Here is a 16,758-nt window from a genome sequence, read left to right on the forward strand (position 1 = left end):
TCGGCCGCGCCGCGGTACGACCGACATCGAGACCGAGCTCTCCGCGGCGCTCGGGGAGGCACAGAGGTGGGACATGGTGTCTGATCCGGTGGGCCGCGGTCCCTCGACCCGCACGGCTCGACGTCGAGCCCTCGTCCTGGTCGCCGGCGCCACGCTGCTGACCGCCGCGTGCCAGGGCGGCGGCGACGGCGGGTTGAGGGCGGGTGACGACTTCTCCGTCGTCGCCGCGATCGGTGAGATCCCGGCCGAGGTGGCGGAGGGCGCCGTCTACGTCAGCACGGCGGATCTCGACTCCGCCTGCGAGGCGAACGGGTGCACGCGTCCGGAGGACGCGGACGACGAGGAGGCCGTCCGGGACTGGATGAGTGCGCTGACCGGGGGGCCGGCCGCGCCCGACGGCCCCGTGCACGTCGATCTGCCCGACTCCTTGGGCGGCCGCACGGGAACGATGGCCGACTTCCGCGATCAGGTGGGCTGGTCGCTCGTCGACGTCGACTCGTACGTGTCGTTCGCGGTGCCTCCGTCCTCCTTCACCGTCGTCACCGGTCCCGAAGCGCTGAGCGACGAGCTCGTCGAGGTCGACGACCGCGTGCTCTCGACCAGCGACGCCGAGGACGGGTGGGTGGACCCGTCGTCGGCGTCGGCGATCGACAGCCTGGGTCGCCCCGTGCGTCTCACGCAGGACGAGGACCGGACCGCGCTCTCGCTCTCCACGGCCTCGGTGGCCGCGTGGCGTGCAGGGCCCGAGGCCACGCTCGCCGACGACGAGTCGCTCCTCGCCGTCGCCGGCGCGATGGACGACGCGGGGGTGGTCTCCTCGGTGCTCGCCCGGGACGACTTCACGGTGCCCGACGACGCGGTGGGTCCCGGGGCCGCGCGCCTGCCTCCCTTCGAGACCGTCGCCGTCGGCTGGAGCGGCGGTGACGACGCCGCGATCACCGTCGCCTACGGGACCGGTGCCGGCCAGGACGCCGAGCAGCTCGCCACCGCGCTGCAGGACATGTTCGACGAGGACGTGACGTCGGCGTCCGCGACGTCGGTGGGCCGCCCGCTGAGCGACGTCCTTGTCCTGGACGACGTCACGGTCGGGGACTCGCTCGTGACGGCCACCGTGCGACCCGCGGCCGAGGGGCGCCCCGGGACGGTCATGGAGATGCTGCACGTGCGCGACCTGCTGTTCAGTCACCGGTAGCCGCTGTCCCGGCCCCGACGGGTTGCCAGTCGGCGCCGCTGTGCGTGACCTCACGGCGTGCGGACGGGCCGCGGACTGGGAGGACGCGCCTCCGAGCGGTAGAGTGATTCCTCGGTTCACACGGGCCGGTCGCGCGCAGCGCGAGCCCCTCGGACCGCGCACCGCTAGCTCAACGGCAGAGCAGCTGACTCTTAATCAGCGGGTTCTGGGTTCGAATCCCAGGCGGTGTACAGCAGGAAGGCCCCGGCCGCGGACATCCGCGACCGGGGCCTTCGTCGTGCCGCTCGCCCGCCGTCGCCGTGCGCGTCCGGCGGCCTCCGAGTAGCGTCGTGTCACGAGGGCGTAACGGCGCACGGGGGAGCCCCGCGGAAGCGGGTTCCCGATGCGGGCGGCGAGCGCCCACACCCCAAGGAGGCACGCCATGAGTCACCACGGCAAGCATGTCGCCGATCCGCACGAGGGCGGCGACGAGGGCGAGGTCGGGTACAGCCCGAGCGAGTACCAGCACCGTCCGGACAACCCGGACCAGCCGGACAACCCGCAGGCCGAGCACACGGACCGTTCCGCCTACAAGCACGACGGGTCGGACGGCGGGGGCGGCGCCGGCCGCACCCACGACGGCGGCGTCCTCGGTGGCGCCGGTGTCGAGGGCGACGCGGGCGGGACCCTGCGCCCGGACGGCACGGACCGGCCCGACGCCTGACACCCCTGCACGTAGCTGAACAGTCCACCCGTACGACACATTCGAACGAGGGAGAAGCATGATCAGCATCAACGATGTCGGTGGCATCCTCGCCGCGAAGACGCCCGTCCACGGAAGCGACGGCAAGATCGGCACGGTGGGGCAGGTCTTCCTGGACGACTCCAGCAACGACCCCACCTGGATGACCGTCAACACCGGGCTGTTCGGCACCAAGGAGACGTTCGTCCCGCTCGACGGGGCGACCTACGAGAACGACGAGATCGTCGTGCCGTTCACGAAGGACGCGGTCAAGGACGCGCCGCGCCTGGACGTGGACGAGAACCTCACTCCCCAGCAGGAGAGCGAGCTCTTCGAACACTACGGACTGCAGGACCGCTACGCGGGCTGGGACCAGCAGCCCGGGGTCGCCGGCGACGCGCGCCAGGACGGGACCGCCCCCGTGGCGGACCAGCAGGGAGCACCCGTCGCCGGTGCCGGCCATGCCGGTGCCCCGGCCGAGGGGGGCGTGGCGGGCCCGACCTTCCGCGACGACCGTCCGGACTCCGCACGCCCGGACGCCCCCACCGCGGACGGTCGGCCCGTCCAGGCCGACTCCGACCTCGCGGCACCGGCTGCCGCTGCCGCCGGTGGCGCCGCCGCGGGTGGCGCGCTCGCCGGCCCGCCGCACGTCGGCCCGGGCCGGGTGTCCGAGGACGGCGCCCCTGCCGGTGCCCACGACGAGCGTCCCGTCCAGGCCGGAGCGCCCGTCGGCGACGCGCGCCTCGGCGACACGCCGGTCCAGCCGCGCGCCGGTGAGCACGGCGGTCCCGCGGGGGCTCCCGCCGCACCCCACGAGCAGGGGCATGCTGGAGCGGGCGAGGTCGACCGTCCGCCGCACGAGCGTGAGCACGGCGTCCCGGGCGAGGCTCCGGTCCCGCCGCACGAGCGTGAGCACGGCGGTCCGGGTGAGGCTCCGGTCCCGCCGCACGAGCGTGAGCACGGCGGTCCGGCCGGTGGTCCACCGGTCCCGCCGCACGAGCGTGAGCACGGCGTCCCGGGCGAGGCTCCGGTCCCGCCGCACGCGCAGGGTGGGGCCGCCGACCAGGCGGGCCAGCCGACGGGTCGGATGCGGCTGCGCCGCTACACGGTGACGGAGACCTTCGCCGAGGACGGCACCCCCGTCACGAGCGAGGACATCCACATCGAGCGCGACCCTGCGGGCCCCGACGCGGGTGCGGACGGGGACGCGGGGCGGCACGCCCGACCCTGACCCATCCTCCACCGGCCGGGAGCCGAGCCGCCTGACCCCCGGGTCGGCGGCCGGCCCCGGCCGGTGCCGTGTCCGCCGCGCGCGCCGTCAGGTGCGAGCGGTCAGCGCTTCTTTCGTCCCATCCGACGACCGGACTTGCGCATCGTGCTGCGCCGCTTGCCACCGCTGGAGCGGGAGCGACGCCGCGAGGACCCGGAGCCGAACCGTCCGCCGGAGCTCCGCCGGCTGGAACGACTCGACCTGAAGCTACCGCCGAAGCTGCCGCGACCGGACCCGCCGGAGCGTCCCGACCTGCGGGACCGGCCCGATCCCCAGCCGCTCCGGCGGTCACGACGGTCGTATCCGCCGTCGTACCCGCTGTGGCCCCTGCGCACGCGCGAGACCCCGCGGGCGATGTTGATGATCGCGAGGATGACGATGAGGATGATGACCCAGGTCATCGCTGCTCTCCCTTCGCACGGGAGCGGAGGTACTGTTCCTCGAGGCTGAGGCCCGCGCCGAACCCGGAGGGTGATCCGGCGTCGTCGGTCGGACCGTGGACCGCCGTCACTTCGGGCGCGGTCGGCTGCCGGCGACGCAGCTCGAGCATGCGGATCTCGTGCTCCCGCCGCCGCTGCGCCTCGCGGTGCGCCATGACGCGCTGAACGATCTTGACGACGATCGACAGCACCATCAGCGCAGGCACCACGTAGAACATCCACGGCACGCCCCCGGGAAAGGCGCCCGGGAAGCCCGCAGTGGCGGGGCCGACAAGGGCGGTGGTCGTCGTCATGGCGACAGCGTGCCACCGAAGAGCTGCCGCAGGAGGGGCTCCACCCGGGGAGTTCAAGCCATCGCCCGGACGGTTCAGCGCCGCATGACCTTCCGCGCCAGCCAGTTGCCGAAGAACTGCACGCCCTGGACGAGGATGACGATCACGATGACGGTGATGATCGTGAGGATCCAGTCGAAGCGCTGGTAGCCGTACGTGAGCGCGAAAGCGCCGAGCCCGCCGCCGGAGATCATCCCGGCGAGCGCGGACATGTCGACGATCGCCACGAAGATGAACGTGTACCCGAGGATGAGCGGTCCCAGCGCCTCGGGGATGACGACCGTGCGGATGATCCGCCACGGCGACGCGCCCATGGCGCGGGCCGCCTCGATGAGCCCGGGGTCGAGCGCCACGAGGTTCTGCTCGACGATGCGCCCGGTCGCGAAGGACGCCATGACCGCGGCGGGGACGATGAACGCCTCGGTCCCGATCCGCGACCCGACGATCTGGATCGTCACCGGTCCCATGACGGTGAGGAAGATGATGAACGGGATCGGCCGCACGAAGTTGGTCAGGACGTTGAGGAACCCGAAGACCCACCTGTTGGCGAGGACGCCGCCGCGCCGGGTGGCGTACAGCAGCGTCCCGAGGATCAGCCCGAGGACGCCGCCGATGAGCAGCGTGGTCCCGACGATCTGCAGCGTGACGAGGAAGGCCTCGAGGAAGACGTCCCAGTTGTTCGCCCAGTCGAACTTCATCGCTGCGCCTCCTCGTCGATGGTCGGTCCATGTGCGGACACGGGAGGCGCGGGGGGTTCGCCGTCGGGCTCGGGGACGTGGATCGTGACCTCCGCGACGTCGTACAGGGCGCCGACGAGCGCCTCGATCGCGGCGTCGGTCCCGGTGAGCGCGAACGTGAGCGATCCGAGCGGGCGGTTGCCGACGTCGGTGATACCGCCGTACACGAGCGCCGCCCGCACCTGTGGGTGCTCGCCGAGCGTCTCCGCGATGAGGGCGGACGAGCCACGCTCCTCGCGCACCGCCACGGTGGTGAGTACCGCGCCCGGGTGGGTCTCGCGCAGGGCGCGCAGCGTGTCGGTCCGGGGCTGGTCGCGCAGCGAGGTCGCGACGAAGCGCCGCGTCGTCTCGTGCTGCGGGTCCGCGAACACGTCGTAGACGGCGCCGGTCTCGACGATCTCGCCGTGCTCCATCACGGCCACCCGGTCGCAGAGGTGCTTGACGATGTCCATCTCGTGGGTGATGAGGACGATGGTGAGGCCGAGCTCGTCGTTGATCCGCCGCAGCAGGGCGAGGACCTCGCGCGTGGTCTCGGGGTCGAGCGCGGACGTGCACTCGTCGGCCAGCAGGATCCGCGGGCTCGGCGCGAGGGCGCGGGCGATGCCGACGCGCTGCTTCTGGCCGCCCGAGAGCTGGTCGGGGTAGGCGCGCTCCTTGTCGGCGAGGCCGACGAAGTCGAGCAGCTCCTTGACGCGGGCGGTGCGGCGCTCCTTCGACCAGCCGGCGAGGCGCAGCGGGTAGGCGATGTTCTCGGCCACGGACTTGCTGTTGAAGAGGTTGAACTGCTGGAAGATCATCCCGATCTCGGGGCGCACCGGCCGGATCTGCCTCTCCCGGAGCCCGGAGATCTCCCGGTCGAGCACGCGGACGCGGCCCGACGTGACCGGTTCGAGGCCGTTGACGAGGCGGACGAGCGTCGACTTCCCGGCGCCGGACCAGCCGATGACGCCGAAGATCTCACCCGCCTCGACGTCGAGGCTCACGTCGCGTACGGCGCGCACCTCCCCGGCCTTGCCGGAGTAGGTCTTCGACACGCCGTCGAAGGAGATGACTGTGCTCATGCGGGGTGCCCCTCACGGTGGCGGCGGAGCGCGACCGTGAGGGGTCGCGCTCCGCCGGTGACGGTTCGTCGGTCGTCCGGTCCCGGTCAGCCCTCGGCGAGGGAGGCCTCGACCTCGGCGAGGATCTCCTGCAGCTCGGCCGGGTCCTGGTCCGCGATCGAGGCGGTGCCGCCCGAGGCCTCCTGGAGCGCGTCGACGACCTCCTGCTCGTGGAAGATCTCGACGAGGCGGGCGTAGGTCTCGTTGTCCGCCTGGTCGGCGGGGGCGGCGAAGACGTTGATGTACGGGCGCGCACCCTCGGACTCGGCGGAGTCCTCGAAGATCGCGTCGGCGGGCGTGAGTCCGGCGTCGGCGACGAAGTCGTTGTTGACGACCGACGCGGCGACGGAGTCAAGCGCAACGACGGTCTGGGTGGCGTCCATCGGGGCGACGGTCACGCGCGAGGCGCCCTCGTCGACATCCGTGGGGTCGGGCACCACGCCGGCGTCCTCGTTGAGCGTAACGAGTCCGGCCTCCTCGAGGACGAACAGGGCGCGCGCCTGGTTGGTCACGTCGTTCGGGATGGCGATCTCGGAGCCGTCCGGGATCGACTCGACGTCGGTGAACTCGGTCGAGTACACGCCCAGCGGGTAGACGGCGGTGGCCCCGATCGGGGTGAGGTCGTCACCGGTGTCGGCGTTGTGCTGCGCGAGGTAGAGCAGGTGCTGGAACTGGTTGAGCTCGAGGTCGCCGTCCGCGAGCGCGGGGTTCGGCTGCGTGTACTCGGAGAAGTCCCCGATCTGGATGTAGATCCCCTCCTCCTCGGCGAGCTCGGTGAAGATGTCCCACTGCGGGTCGGCCGCGCCGACCACGCCGATGCGGATGGGGGAGTCGGCCGAGGCGCCGCGCTCCTCACCGTCGGCCGGCTCGTCGGACGAGCAGGCGGCGAGGGCGAGGGGGAGGGCGGCGGCGAGCGCGAGGAGCGTGCCTGCGCGGCGGGTGCGACGAGTGGTCATGGTGATCCCTGTTCGTGCGGAGAGGCCGGGGGGTGCCCGGGAGAACGAGGAGCACTCTGCATCGCGCCGCCGCGCCGGACGGGGCCGCATCGGGCTGTCTCACATGCTGACCAGGGCGTCGTGAGCCACGGCACGGACGGGCCCGCCGCGGCTCCCGGTGGCGTCGGGCAGCCCCGGTGCGGTGTCGCAGGTAGATTGCGGTTCATGTCGACGACGCCTGTAGTCACCCTTGCCACGTGGTCCGGAGCGCCGGAGCTGAGCGACGACGAGCGAGGACTGCCCGACGCGCTGCGTGCCCGCGGCATCGACGTGCGCGTGAAGGTGTGGGACGACCCCACCGTCGACTGGCAGGACGCGGGGCTCGTGGTGGTCCGTGGCGTGCGCGACTACGCCCAGAAGCTCGACCAGTTCCGCACGTGGACGAACTCGTTGCGCCGGGTGCTCAACCACCCCGACGTCATGGAGTGGAACACCGACAAGCACTATCTGCTCGAGCTCGAGAAGCGCGGCATGCCGATCATCCCCACCGTCTGGCTCGAGCCCGACCACGGCTACAACAAGCACCAGATCCACACGCGCATGCCGGCCTTCGGCGACTTCGTCGTCAAGCCCGCGGTGTCCTCGGGCGGGCGCGGCACGGGGCGGTACACCTCGACGGACGCGGCCTCGCGCCAGGAGGCGATCCTCCACGCCGAGCGTCAGCTGAAGAAGGGGCGCACCGTCATGGTCCAGCGCTACCTCGACCAGATCGACCGCGAGGGCGAGATCTCGCTCATCTACTTCAACGGCCTCTCCGAGCACATGGTCGTCAAGGAGCCGATGCTCCACCCCTCATTCCGTTCGGTCGACGACGTCCACGAGGAGGTCGTCTCCTCCCGGGAGGCCTCGGAGGAGGAGTGGCGCTGGGGCGAGCAGATCCGCAAGTCCATCCATGGCTACATCAAGGACCGGCTCGGCCGCGACGAGCAGCTGCTGTTCTGCCGTGTCGACCTCGTGCGCGACGGCAAGGGCGGCTTCTACGTCATGGAGATCTCGCTCATCGACGGCTCGCTGTACCTCGGCGCCGTGGACGACGGCCTCGAGGCGTTCGCGGACGCGATCGCGGTGCGCGCCTTCTGGTGACGCCGCCGGTGTGACGGAGGGGCCGGGTCCGCAGCGTGGCGGACCCGGCCCCTCGTTTCGTGCCGTTCCCGGTCGGTGACCGGGGTGGTGCGGTCAGTAGCAGCCGCAGCCCTGGCCACCGCAGCAGCCGCCGCCGGTGGCGGAGACGTCGGTGAGCCGGAAGGTCGTGGCGGTGTCCGAGCCGGTGGCGCGGGCGGTGTCCTCGGTCGCGTGCGTGCTCATGGGCACTCCCCTCTCGTCGCGTCGGGCCGCCGGGGATCGACGGCCGTCGGTGTCGACCCTACCCCCATATCGATGCCTGTCGATCCGTTCTATGCTGATCTCATGACGACACACCCCGACCTCGGCCTCGTGGCGGTCTCCCGCGAGCCGTCGGCGGACGGGTGCTGCGCCCCGGACGCTCCGGCGATGACGGAGTCGACCGCCGCGGAGGTCGCCGCTGTCGCGAAGGCGCTGGCCGATCCCGTCCGCGCCCGCCTCTACGCCCACATCGCTGCGACACCGGGCGCGCGGGTGTGCTCGTGCCACATGCCGGAGCAGCTCGGGGTGGGCCAGTCGACGCTCTCCCACCATCTCGGCCGGCTCGTCGCCGCCGGGCTCGTCGACCGCTCGCAGGCCGGTCGATGGGCGTACTACACGGCGCGGACCGTCCCGCTCGCCGAGGCGATCGTCGCGGCGGCCACACCTCCGACGACGTCGCCGCGCGACTGAGCGGACCGGACCTATCGTGGGGCGATGACCGGTCAGCGACCCGTCTGGGAGTTCGTCCACGCACCGCCGCGGTCCGTGCCCGGCGCCGTCACCGCTGTCGGCTACCGCGCCCACGGTGCTCCCGAGACCGTGCACCGTGGACTTCCGTCCGCCGGTCTCACCTTCATCATCGCCCTCGACGACGGGGTCCGCGCCGCCGCCTCGTCCGAGGAGCTGGCCGCGACCCGGCCGACGCGGATCCTCCTCGGCGGGCTGCACCGCACCGCGAGCCTTGTGGACCAGCGCAGCGACCAGGCGGGCGTCCAGCTGGCCCTGCACCCCCTTGCCGCCCGCTCCGTCCTCGGCGTGCCGGCGGCCGAGCTGAGCGTCACCGACTTCGACGGCACCTCTCTCGTGGGCGCGTGGGGCGACGAGCTCGCCGGTCGGGCGGCGGAGGCGAACGGCTGGCGGGAGGTCTTCGCCCACCTCGTCGGCGCCCTGGCCCGCCGGTACGACGATCGGGCGGCCGTCCGGCCGGAGCTCGCCCACGCGTGGCACCTGCTTCAGCGCACGGGCGGGCGGATCCCGGTGCGCCGGCTCGCGGGCGAGGTCGGGCTCTCGGAGCGGCACCTCTCGACCCTCTTCCGGCGCGAGATCGGTGCCGGCCCGAAGGCGGTCGGCGGGCTCATGCGGTTCGAGCGCGTGGTCGCTGCGATCTCCGCGCAGGTCCGTGAGGGTGGCACCGACCTCGCCCGAGCGGCAGCCGAGACCGGGTACGCCGACCAGGCCCACCTCACCCGGGAGTTCACGCGCCACGCGGGGATCCCGCCGACGGCCTGGATCGACGAGGAGCGCCGAAACATTCAAGCCGGCGGGCACGGCGGAACGGCAGCATCGGACCATGAGCGACAACGAGCAGGCCACCACGACCACCACCGACCCGGCCGTCTGGACCACGCTCCAGGCACGTGACGCGAAGGCCCTCATCGACTTCTTCGTCGACGCCCTCGGCTTCGTGTCGACAGCGACCTACGACGACGGCGACGTCGTCCACCACGCCGAGCTCCGCCGACCCGGCACCGCCGGCGGCATCATGCTCGGCACGTACGACGCCGACAAGCCGTGGGGGCGCGAGCCCGGCTCGGGGACGGCCTACGTGGTCGTCCCCGACGTCGACGCGCTGTACGAGCGCGCCACCGCCCAGGGCGCCACGATCATGCGTCCGCTCGACGACACGGACTACGGGAGCCGCGAGTTCGGCGTCGACGACCTCGAGGGCAACAGCTGGACGTTCGGCACCTACCCCGGGGCCCCGCTTCCCGAGTGACGTTGCGGCGGCCCGTCGGCTTGCGGACGCCCTGCCCGGTTGGCACCGTGGCGGGGTGGACCTCTCGCAGCAGATCGCGGCCGTCGGACGCGTCGTCGAGGCCGGGGACGGCGAGCACTCCGTGGTCCTCACCCAGACGTTCGGCGCGAAGGCCGCCGAGCTCTGGTCCGCCTTCACCGACCCGGCCCGCCTGGCGACGTGGCTCGAACCCGTCGAGGGCGACCTGCGCGAGGGCGGCCGCTACCGGCTGACCGGCAGCGGGACCGAGGGCACGGTCGAGCGGTGCGTGGAGCCCGGCGCGCTCGAGGTCACCTGGGAGTACGCGGGCGACTCGAGCCGGCTCGGCGTGTCGATCGTGCCTTCCGGCGGAGGCACCACGGTGACGCTGCGGCACACGGTGCCCGCCGACGACCACTGGGACGAGTTCGGTCCGGCCGCGACCGGGATCGGCTGGGACGGCGCGTTCCTCGCCCTGGCCCTGTTCCTCGCGGGCGACCCACGCTCCACGCCGGAGGCCATGGGCGAGTTCAGCACGTCGGCCGCCGGCCTGCGGTTCGTCGCGGAGCTGGCGCGCGCCTGGGAGTCCGCGCATCTCGCGACGGGGATCGACCCTGGGTCGGCCGCCGCAGCCGCCGCACGATCCTCCGCGTTCTACCGCGGCGAGTCCGAGGAGTAGGTCAGGACCGCAGGTCGATCTCGCCGACCGAGGGGACCACGCTCACGTCCGCGGCGACGTCGTCGGGGTCGATGATCCCGGGCAGGCCGACGAGCCATGCCTCGTAGCCCTCCGCCCGCAACCGCGCGACGAGGTCACCGAGCATCCGGGCCGCCGTCGCGTCGACCGACGTCGCGGACGTGGTGTCGACGACGACCGACCGGTGCTCCGGCGGGTTGTCCGTCACGACGCGGACCACGGCCTCCACGCTCGAGAAGCGCAGGGGGCCCTGGAGGACGTAGCTCGTCGCGGAGCGCCCGTCGATCAGATCGACGCTGCCGCGGTCCCGGATGACCGAGCGCGTCAGCGGCGGGACGCTCATGAGGTGCAGCCCGAAGTCGTGACTGAGCCGCTCGAAGATCTCCACGCCGCGGGCGCTCGACCCGTGCTCGTCCAACGGCGGGGAGAAGGAGGCGACGCCGAGCTGCCCGGGCAGGGCGCCGATGAGCCCGCCCCCGACCCCGCTCTTGGCCGGGATCCCGACGTCGGTGATCCAGTCGCCCGCGGCGTCGTACATCCCGCAGGCGAGCATGACGGACAGGGTCTGGCGCACGACGTCGACGGGGACGACCTGCTCACCGGTCACCGGGTTGGTGCCGCCGTTGGCGAGGGTGGCGGCCATGACGGACAGGTCGCGCGGGCTCGCACGGATCGCGCACTGGCGCGTGTACCCGCGGACGGCGGCGTGGGCATCGATGGTGAGGATGTCGTAGCCGTAGAGCATGTGGGCGATCGAGAAGTTGCGGTGCGCGGTGTCCATCTCGGAGCCGTGCACCTTCTCGTCCACCTCGAGGCGGCGCCCGGCGAACGCGGAGAGCCCGGCGAGGACCAGCTCGTCCCGTTCCTCGTCGGTGATGCCGGGCTCGCCGACGAGCGCGTGCGTGGCCAGCGCACCTGCGTTGATCATCGGGTTGTACGGGCGCTTGGACACCTCCTCGAGCGTCATCTCGTTGAACGCCTCGCCGGAGGGCTCGACGCCCACCTTCTCCTCGACGGCGGCGATGCCCCGGTCGCGCATCGCGAGGGCGTAGACGAACGGCTTCGAGATCGACTGGATCGAGAGCATCGTGTCGGCGTCGCCCGCCGCGTACGTCACGCCGTCCGTCGTGGTCAGGGCGACGCCGAGCAGCGTCGGGTCGACGTGGGCGAGCTCGGGGATGTAGGTCGCCGGTTCGCCGCGTGCCGGGCCCGTGGCTGTCGCGGCGACGATCTCGTCGAGGTACTCGGAGACCTGGGAACGCATGGCACCATCGTCACATGACCGACCCCTACGCGCCGTCGCCGACCGCCGGCGAGAAGCGCTCGTGGCTCGTGCCGCTGATCATCGGTCTCGCGGCGCTCGCAGCCTTCGGCGGGTTCGCCTGGGGCCACGCCGACGCGACGGCCCTCGGGCTCGACGAGGAGGGCGTGCAGACCGCGGCGATGGTGGTGGCCGGGGCGGCCGCCGTCGGCACCTTCGGGCTCGGCAACCTCGTGGCCACGCTGCTCGGGCGGGAGCCCGGCAAGGAACGGGCGGTGGCGGTCGGTATCGGGCTCTCGGTGCTGCTCCTCGTGGTGGCCGCCGTGCTCTTCCTCGTCGTCCACCCGATGGTCGTCGACCTGTAGCCGGTGCGGTCACGGGCGGCGGACGGTGCACCACCGGCAGGAACACGCGTCGCGCACGCGGTGTTGTCGTACACATGGAACCGACAGCAGTGCTGTACGAAGGAACGCCCGGTGCGCGCCTGAGCACGCCGAGCCTGACGGTCGTGGGGGCGGAGGCCAGCGACGTCGTCACCGAGGCCCTCCGGCTCGCGGGGGAGGGGTGGACCCGGCTCGAGCTGTGCGGGGGGCTCCCCGTCGACGTCGCGTCCGAGGTCCTCGACGCGCTCGCGACGGAGGAGCGCGAGGAACCGGTCCGGGTCGGGCTCAACCGCTACGGGTTCGAGTCCCTCGAGCTCGTCGCCGACTTCAAGCGCGCGTTCGACCGTGGCGAGGCCGCACCGCAGGTCTTCCTCGTGCCGGCCCGGCGGGAGGTCGCCCGCGTCGAGCACGCCGACGTGACGATCATCCCGGTCGGCTCGCTCCGCGAGACCGAGGGCCTCGCCGGCGACCTCGCCGCCACCGGCGTCGGGATGATCGAGCTGTACGGCGGGCTGGGGACCGACCACGCCGCCGCGGTCTGGCGCGGGTCGGGCGGGCGCATCCCCGTGGGCTTCGTCGGGTACGACGACTGAGCGCACGAGGAGGCGGCCATGACTGACGAACCCGGTGTCGGGCCCGCGGGCGGGGACCAGGACGGCCAACCACCCAGGATCGACTCGGACGCGACCGCCTCGGACGCCACCGCCGCCGATCGGCGTGCGGTGGAGACGGCCGAGCGTCGGGAGCGCGCGCGGCGCGAGCACGAGCGCGACATCCGGGTCACGCGTGAGGTGACCGAGCGCAGCGGGCAGCGCAACCGCTACTGGATGGTGGCAGTCCTCGCGGCCCTCACCATCTCGGCGGGGTACTTCGGCTTCACCTGGGGGGAGGTCGACGCCGCCGACGCCGGGGCGGACGAGCGGACGGCCACCGACGCGGGTGCCGTGCTGGCGCTGGCGGCGATGCTCGGCACGCTCGCGGTCGGACTGCTGCTCATGCCCCTGGTGCTGCGCCGGCGAGCCGTGACCACGATCGTGCTCGCCGTGCTCGCCCTCGTGCTCGCGGTGGGTGCCGCTGCGCTCGCGCTGTGGGCGTACCCCGCCGCGCTCGGCGGCTAGCACCCGAACGGCGCGAGTCCCGGTCACGTCGGCACCGGCCGGGCCGCCCCGGACGGGCCGGTCAGACCTGCACCGCACCGAGGACGTCGAGCACCTCCTCGGGTGAGCCGGCCGCGCGCAGCCGGTCGACCTCGGCCTCGTCGAGGAAGACCTGCGAGAGCCGGGAGAGCACCTGCAGGTGGTCGTCGCCGCTTCCTGCAATGGCGACGACGAACTCGGCCCGCTGCCCGCCCCAGTCGAGACCCTCGGCGTAGCGGACGAAGGACAACGAGGTGCGGCGGACGAGGCCCCGGGCGTCGTCGGTCCCGTGCGGGATCGCGAGCCCGTTGCCGACGAGGGTGGAGACCGAGCTCTCGCGCTCGTGCATCGCGGCCACGTACTCCTCGGGGACGGCGCCCGCGGCGACCAACAGTCGTCCTGCCTCGTCGATCGCGTCGTCGCGGGTGCGTGCGGTGCCGTCGAGGACGATCGACTCCGGCGCGAGCAGGCCGTGCCTCGGTGGCGCGGCGGTCGCGACCGCAGCGGCGCCGTTCTCGCTGCCGACCGGGGTGGCGGCCTGGGTGCCGGCTCCGCCCGGGGTGGCGCCCCCGCCGGCAGCTGCGGAGCCGTGCGCCGCCCCCGTCGTGCCGTCCGTCTGCTCCTGGAGCAGGGCGACGACGTCGTCGTACCGCGGGCTGGCGAGGAAGTCGTCGACGGAGACGTGGACGGCCGACGGCGTGCGCCCGCGGGCACGCTCGGTGAGGTCCTGGTGCGTGACGACGAGGTCGACGTCGTCGGTGAGGCTCGAGATCGCCCGGTTGACCACGGTGACGTCGGTGAAGCCTGCCGCGTGCACCTTCTTGCGCAGCACCGAGGCGCCCATCGCGGACGAGCCCATGCCGGCGTCGCACGCGAAGACGATCGTGCGGATCGGACCCGACCGGTCCCCGCCGGCGACGAGGGTGGAGGCGATCGAGCTGCGCCCCTTCATCGCCTCCATGTCGGCCGTGGCCCCGGCGAGGTCCTCGGAGCCCGACCGCCCCGTCCGCAGCAGGACGCCGGCGACCACGAAGGTGACGGCCGCCGACAGGACGACGGACAGCGTGACTCCGACGAGGCTGCCGGCGGGCGACTGCAGGAGCACCGCGATGATCGAGCCCGGCGCGGCCGGTGCGCGCAGCCCGGAGTCGAGCAGCAGGTTGGTCGCCACGCCGGTCATGCCGCCGGCGATCATCGCGACGATGAGCACGGGCTTCATCAGCACGTACGGGAAGTAGATCTCGTGGATGCCACCGACGAACTGGATGAGCGCGGCGCCCGGCGCGGACGCCTTCGCCATGCCCGTGCCGAACACGGTGAACGCGAGGAGCAGCCCGAGACCGGGGCCGGGGTTCGCCTCGATGAGGAAGAGGATCGACTGTCCCTCCGACGCGGCCTCGGCCGTCCCGAGCGGGGTGAAGACGCCGTGGTTGATCGCGTTGTTGAGGAAGAGGACCTTCGCGGGCTCGACGAGCACGGACGTCAGCGGCAGGACGCTGTTGTCCACGAGGAGGTCGACCACCCGCTCGGCCGCGCTCGAGAACGCGGAGACGAACGGCCCGGCGGCGAGGAACCCGACCACGGCGAGGACCATGCCCCAGATGCCGGCGGCGAAGTTGTTGACGAGCATCTCGAAGCCGGGACGGATCCGGTCGGCCCACAGCGCGTCGAGCTTCTTCATCGACCAGCCGCCGAGCGGGCCCATGACCATCGCGCCGAGGAACATCGGGACGTCGGCGCCGGCGATCGCGCCCATCGTGGCGATCGCGCCGACCACGCCGCCCCGGGCCGTGTCGCCGTACATCATCCGGCCGCCCGTGTAGCCGATGAGGATCGGCAGCAGGTAGGTGATGGTCGGCCCGACGATCCCGCCGCCCTCGGCGCCGGCACCCCAGCCGCCGAAGTGCTCGACGAACCCGTAGCCGCCCTCGTACCCGAGGACGCGGTCGCCGACGAGGGTGATCCACCCGGCCTCGATGAACAGGGCGGTGATGAGCCCCCACGCGATGAACGCGCCGATGTTGGGCATCACCATGTTCGACAGCGCCGTGCCGAACCGCTGCACGGCCACCCGGGCGCCCCGCCGGGGGCGGGCGTCCTCCAGGGCCGGCCTCGCGTCAGTGGGTGCGGACATCTCTCCTCCTCGAGATCGACGCCGGCCGCCGTCGGCCGACGCTCTGCCACGCGGCAATGTGACGATGAAACCACACGAACCCAACTGAAGCCAAGTAAACAACGCTGGCAGAATCTGTGAGCATGTGGCTATGCTGGGTGCTGGCGGCCGGAACCGGCGCCGACGGTCGACCGAGGAGGACCGATGAAGGCCCTGCGCTTCTACGCACCCGAGGACGTCCGGCTCGAGGACGTGCCGGAGCCGACGTGCGGACCCGACGAGGTGAGGATCCGCGTGCGGAACTGCTCGACGTGCGGCACCGACGTCAAGATCTTCCACAACGGGCACCAGAACCTCAGCCCCCCGCGGACCACCGGGCACGAGATCGCCGGCGAGATCGTCGAGGTCGGCGCCGACGCGGTCACTCCGGACGACCGGCCGTGGCAGGTCGGCGACCGCGTGCAGGTGATCGCCGCCGTGCCGTGCGGCCGGTGCCACGAGTGCCTGCGCGGCTGGATGGCCGTGTGCCAGAACCAGACCTCGGTCGGCTACCAGTACGAGGGCGGGTTCGCCGAGTACATGGTCGTGCCGCGCGAGGTCCTCGCCGTGCACGGTCTCAATCGGGTCCCCGACGGCATCGGGCTCGACGAGGCGTCCGTGGCCGAGCCGCTCGCCTGCGTCATCAACGCCCAGGAGCTCCTCGGGATCGAGGAGGGGGACACGGTCGTCGTGTTCGGCGCCGGCCCGATCGGCTGCCTCCACGTCCGCGTCGCCCGCGGCGTGCACGGCGCCGGCCAGGTCCACCTCGTCGACGTCAACGCCGATCGGCTGGCGATGTCCGCGGCCGCCGCCCGCCCGGACGGGACGATCGACGCCTCCCAGGTCGACGTCGTCGAGCGGGTGCTCGAGCTGACCGGCGGCCGCGGGGCCGACGTCGTCATCACGGCGACGGCGGCGAAGGTCGCCCAGGAGCAGGCCGTCGCGATGGCCGCCCGCAACGGGCGCATCTCCTTCTTCGGCGGCCTGCCGAAGAACGACCCGGTCATCGCCCTCGACTCCAACGTCGTGCACTACCGCCAGCTCCACATCCACGGCGCGAACGGGTCCGCCCCCGAGCACAACCGGCGGGCCCTCGAGCACATCGCCTCCGGGCGCGTCCCGGTCGCCGACCTCATCACCCACCGCGTGCCGCTGGGCGACGTGCTCCATGCGTTCGACCTCGTGCGCACCGGGGCCGGGATCAAGGTGACCGTCGAGCCGTGAGCGCCCGCCGCGCATAGCATC

The 16,758-nt window shown here is 72.7% G+C and carries 20 protein-coding genes and 1 tRNA gene; 13 read left to right on the top strand and 8 right to left on the bottom strand.

Going from position 1 to position 16,758, the window contains the following annotated elements; all coding sequences use genetic code 11:
• Positions 1-73: 73 nt before the first annotated feature.
• The 4 genes from AC24FB_RS12100 (at position 74) to AC24FB_RS12115 (ending at position 3,144) form a co-directional block, all read left to right on the top strand.
• The gene (locus AC24FB_RS12100; protein ID WP_425715027.1) at positions 74-1,192 is read left to right on the top strand and encodes a hypothetical protein; all 1,119 of its coding nucleotides are present in this window, start codon (positions 74-76) and stop codon (positions 1,190-1,192) included.
• Positions 1,193-1,350: 158 nt separating this feature from the next.
• Positions 1,351-1,422 (top strand) — tRNA-Lys (locus tag AC24FB_RS12105).
• A gap of 191 nt (positions 1,423-1,613) precedes the next feature.
• Positions 1,614-1,895: a hypothetical protein gene (locus AC24FB_RS12110; RefSeq protein WP_425715026.1), complete on the top strand. Its 282-nt coding sequence runs from the start codon at positions 1,614-1,616 to the stop codon at positions 1,893-1,895.
• 58 nt (positions 1,896-1,953) lie between these two features.
• Complete coding sequence (locus AC24FB_RS12115; protein WP_425715025.1) at positions 1,954-3,144, top strand: PRC-barrel domain-containing protein; 1,191 nt, start codon at positions 1,954-1,956, stop codon at positions 3,142-3,144.
• A 101-nt stretch (positions 3,145-3,245) separates the two neighbouring features.
• Here the strand turns inward: AC24FB_RS12115 and AC24FB_RS12120 are convergent, their stop codons facing one another.
• The 5 genes from AC24FB_RS12120 to AC24FB_RS12140 form a co-directional block, all read right to left on the bottom strand.
• Positions 3,246-3,584, bottom strand: a complete 339-nt coding sequence (locus AC24FB_RS12120) for a hypothetical protein (protein ID WP_425715024.1) — start codon at positions 3,582-3,584, stop codon at positions 3,246-3,248.
• Positions 3,581-3,916 (bottom strand): hypothetical protein, encoded by a 336-nt coding sequence (locus AC24FB_RS12125; protein ID WP_425715023.1) that lies wholly within the window; start codon positions 3,914-3,916, stop codon positions 3,581-3,583. The genes AC24FB_RS12120 and AC24FB_RS12125 overlap by 4 nt, the downstream gene beginning before the upstream one ends.
• A gap of 74 nt (positions 3,917-3,990) precedes the next feature.
• Complete coding sequence (locus AC24FB_RS12130) at positions 3,991-4,653, bottom strand: methionine ABC transporter permease (protein ID WP_425715022.1); 663 nt, start codon at positions 4,651-4,653, stop codon at positions 3,991-3,993.
• A complete protein-coding gene (locus AC24FB_RS12135; protein ID WP_425715021.1) occupies positions 4,650-5,753 on the bottom strand; it encodes a methionine ABC transporter ATP-binding protein in 1,104 nt (367 codons plus the stop codon). Before AC24FB_RS12135 ends, AC24FB_RS12130 begins: the two co-directional genes overlap by 4 nt.
• An 86-nt stretch (positions 5,754-5,839) precedes the next feature.
• On the bottom strand, positions 5,840-6,748 hold the full coding sequence (locus tag AC24FB_RS12140; RefSeq protein WP_425715020.1) for a MetQ/NlpA family ABC transporter substrate-binding protein: 909 nt from the start codon (positions 6,746-6,748) through the stop codon (positions 5,840-5,842).
• 204 nt (positions 6,749-6,952) lie between these two features.
• Here AC24FB_RS12140 and AC24FB_RS12145 point away from each other — a divergent pair, with 204 nt between their 5' ends.
• Complete coding sequence (locus AC24FB_RS12145) at positions 6,953-7,870, top strand: ATP-grasp domain-containing protein (protein ID WP_425715018.1); 918 nt, start codon at positions 6,953-6,955, stop codon at positions 7,868-7,870.
• 93 nt (positions 7,871-7,963) lie between these two features.
• Here the strand turns inward: AC24FB_RS12145 and AC24FB_RS12150 are convergent, their stop codons facing one another.
• Positions 7,964-8,092: a hypothetical protein gene (locus tag AC24FB_RS12150; protein WP_425715017.1), complete on the bottom strand. Its 129-nt coding sequence runs from the start codon at positions 8,090-8,092 to the stop codon at positions 7,964-7,966.
• Positions 8,093-8,194: 102 nt separating this feature from the next.
• On the opposite strand from AC24FB_RS12150, the gene AC24FB_RS12155 reads away from it, so the two are divergent.
• From AC24FB_RS12155 to AC24FB_RS12170, 4 genes are read left to right on the top strand one after another with little or no spacing between them, the layout of a single operon-like run.
• Positions 8,195-8,581, top strand: coding sequence for an ArsR/SmtB family transcription factor (locus AC24FB_RS12155; RefSeq protein ID WP_425715016.1), 387 nt, complete (start codon positions 8,195-8,197; stop codon positions 8,579-8,581).
• Positions 8,582-8,605: 24 nt separating this feature from the next.
• Positions 8,606-9,532: a helix-turn-helix domain-containing protein gene (locus AC24FB_RS12160; RefSeq protein ID WP_425715015.1), complete on the top strand. Its 927-nt coding sequence runs from the start codon at positions 8,606-8,608 to the stop codon at positions 9,530-9,532.
• Positions 9,462-9,887, top strand: a complete 426-nt coding sequence (locus AC24FB_RS12165) for a VOC family protein (protein ID WP_425715013.1) — start codon at positions 9,462-9,464, stop codon at positions 9,885-9,887. Before AC24FB_RS12160 ends, AC24FB_RS12165 begins: the two co-directional genes overlap by 71 nt.
• 55 nt (positions 9,888-9,942) lie before the next feature.
• On the top strand, positions 9,943-10,563 hold the full coding sequence (locus AC24FB_RS12170) for an SRPBCC domain-containing protein (protein ID WP_425715012.1): 621 nt from the start codon (positions 9,943-9,945) through the stop codon (positions 10,561-10,563).
• Between the two features lies 1 nt (position 10,564).
• On the opposite strand, the gene glsA is transcribed toward AC24FB_RS12170, so the two are convergent.
• Positions 10,565-11,845 (bottom strand): glutaminase A, encoded by a 1,281-nt coding sequence (glsA, locus tag AC24FB_RS12175; RefSeq protein ID WP_425715011.1) that lies wholly within the window; start codon positions 11,843-11,845, stop codon positions 10,565-10,567.
• Positions 11,846-11,859: 14 nt separating this feature from the next.
• Between glsA and AC24FB_RS12180 the strand changes: the two genes are divergently transcribed.
• From AC24FB_RS12180 to AC24FB_RS12190, 3 genes are all read left to right on the top strand, one after another.
• Complete coding sequence (locus AC24FB_RS12180; RefSeq protein ID WP_425715010.1) at positions 11,860-12,207, top strand: hypothetical protein; 348 nt, start codon at positions 11,860-11,862, stop codon at positions 12,205-12,207.
• Positions 12,208-12,281: 74 nt separating this feature from the next.
• Complete coding sequence (locus AC24FB_RS12185; RefSeq protein WP_425715009.1) at positions 12,282-12,818, top strand: DUF6506 family protein; 537 nt, start codon at positions 12,282-12,284, stop codon at positions 12,816-12,818.
• 18 nt (positions 12,819-12,836) lie between these two features.
• Positions 12,837-13,343: a hypothetical protein gene (locus AC24FB_RS12190; RefSeq protein WP_425715008.1), complete on the top strand. Its 507-nt coding sequence runs from the start codon at positions 12,837-12,839 to the stop codon at positions 13,341-13,343.
• Positions 13,344-13,404: 61 nt separating this feature from the next.
• Here the strand turns inward: AC24FB_RS12190 and AC24FB_RS12195 are convergent, their stop codons facing one another.
• Positions 13,405-15,495 carry a PTS mannitol transporter subunit IICBA gene (locus AC24FB_RS12195; RefSeq protein ID WP_425715007.1) on the bottom strand — a complete coding sequence of 697 codons (2,091 nt, stop codon included), beginning with the start codon at positions 15,493-15,495 and terminating at the stop codon, positions 13,405-13,407.
• 183 nt (positions 15,496-15,678) lie between these two features.
• On the opposite strand from AC24FB_RS12195, the gene AC24FB_RS12200 reads away from it, so the two are divergent.
• Positions 15,679-16,737 (top strand): zinc-dependent dehydrogenase, encoded by a 1,059-nt coding sequence (locus AC24FB_RS12200; protein WP_425715006.1) that lies wholly within the window; start codon positions 15,679-15,681, stop codon positions 16,735-16,737.
• Positions 16,738-16,758 lie beyond the last annotated feature (21 nt).

Source organism: Georgenia sp. Z1344 (assembly GCF_057652375.1).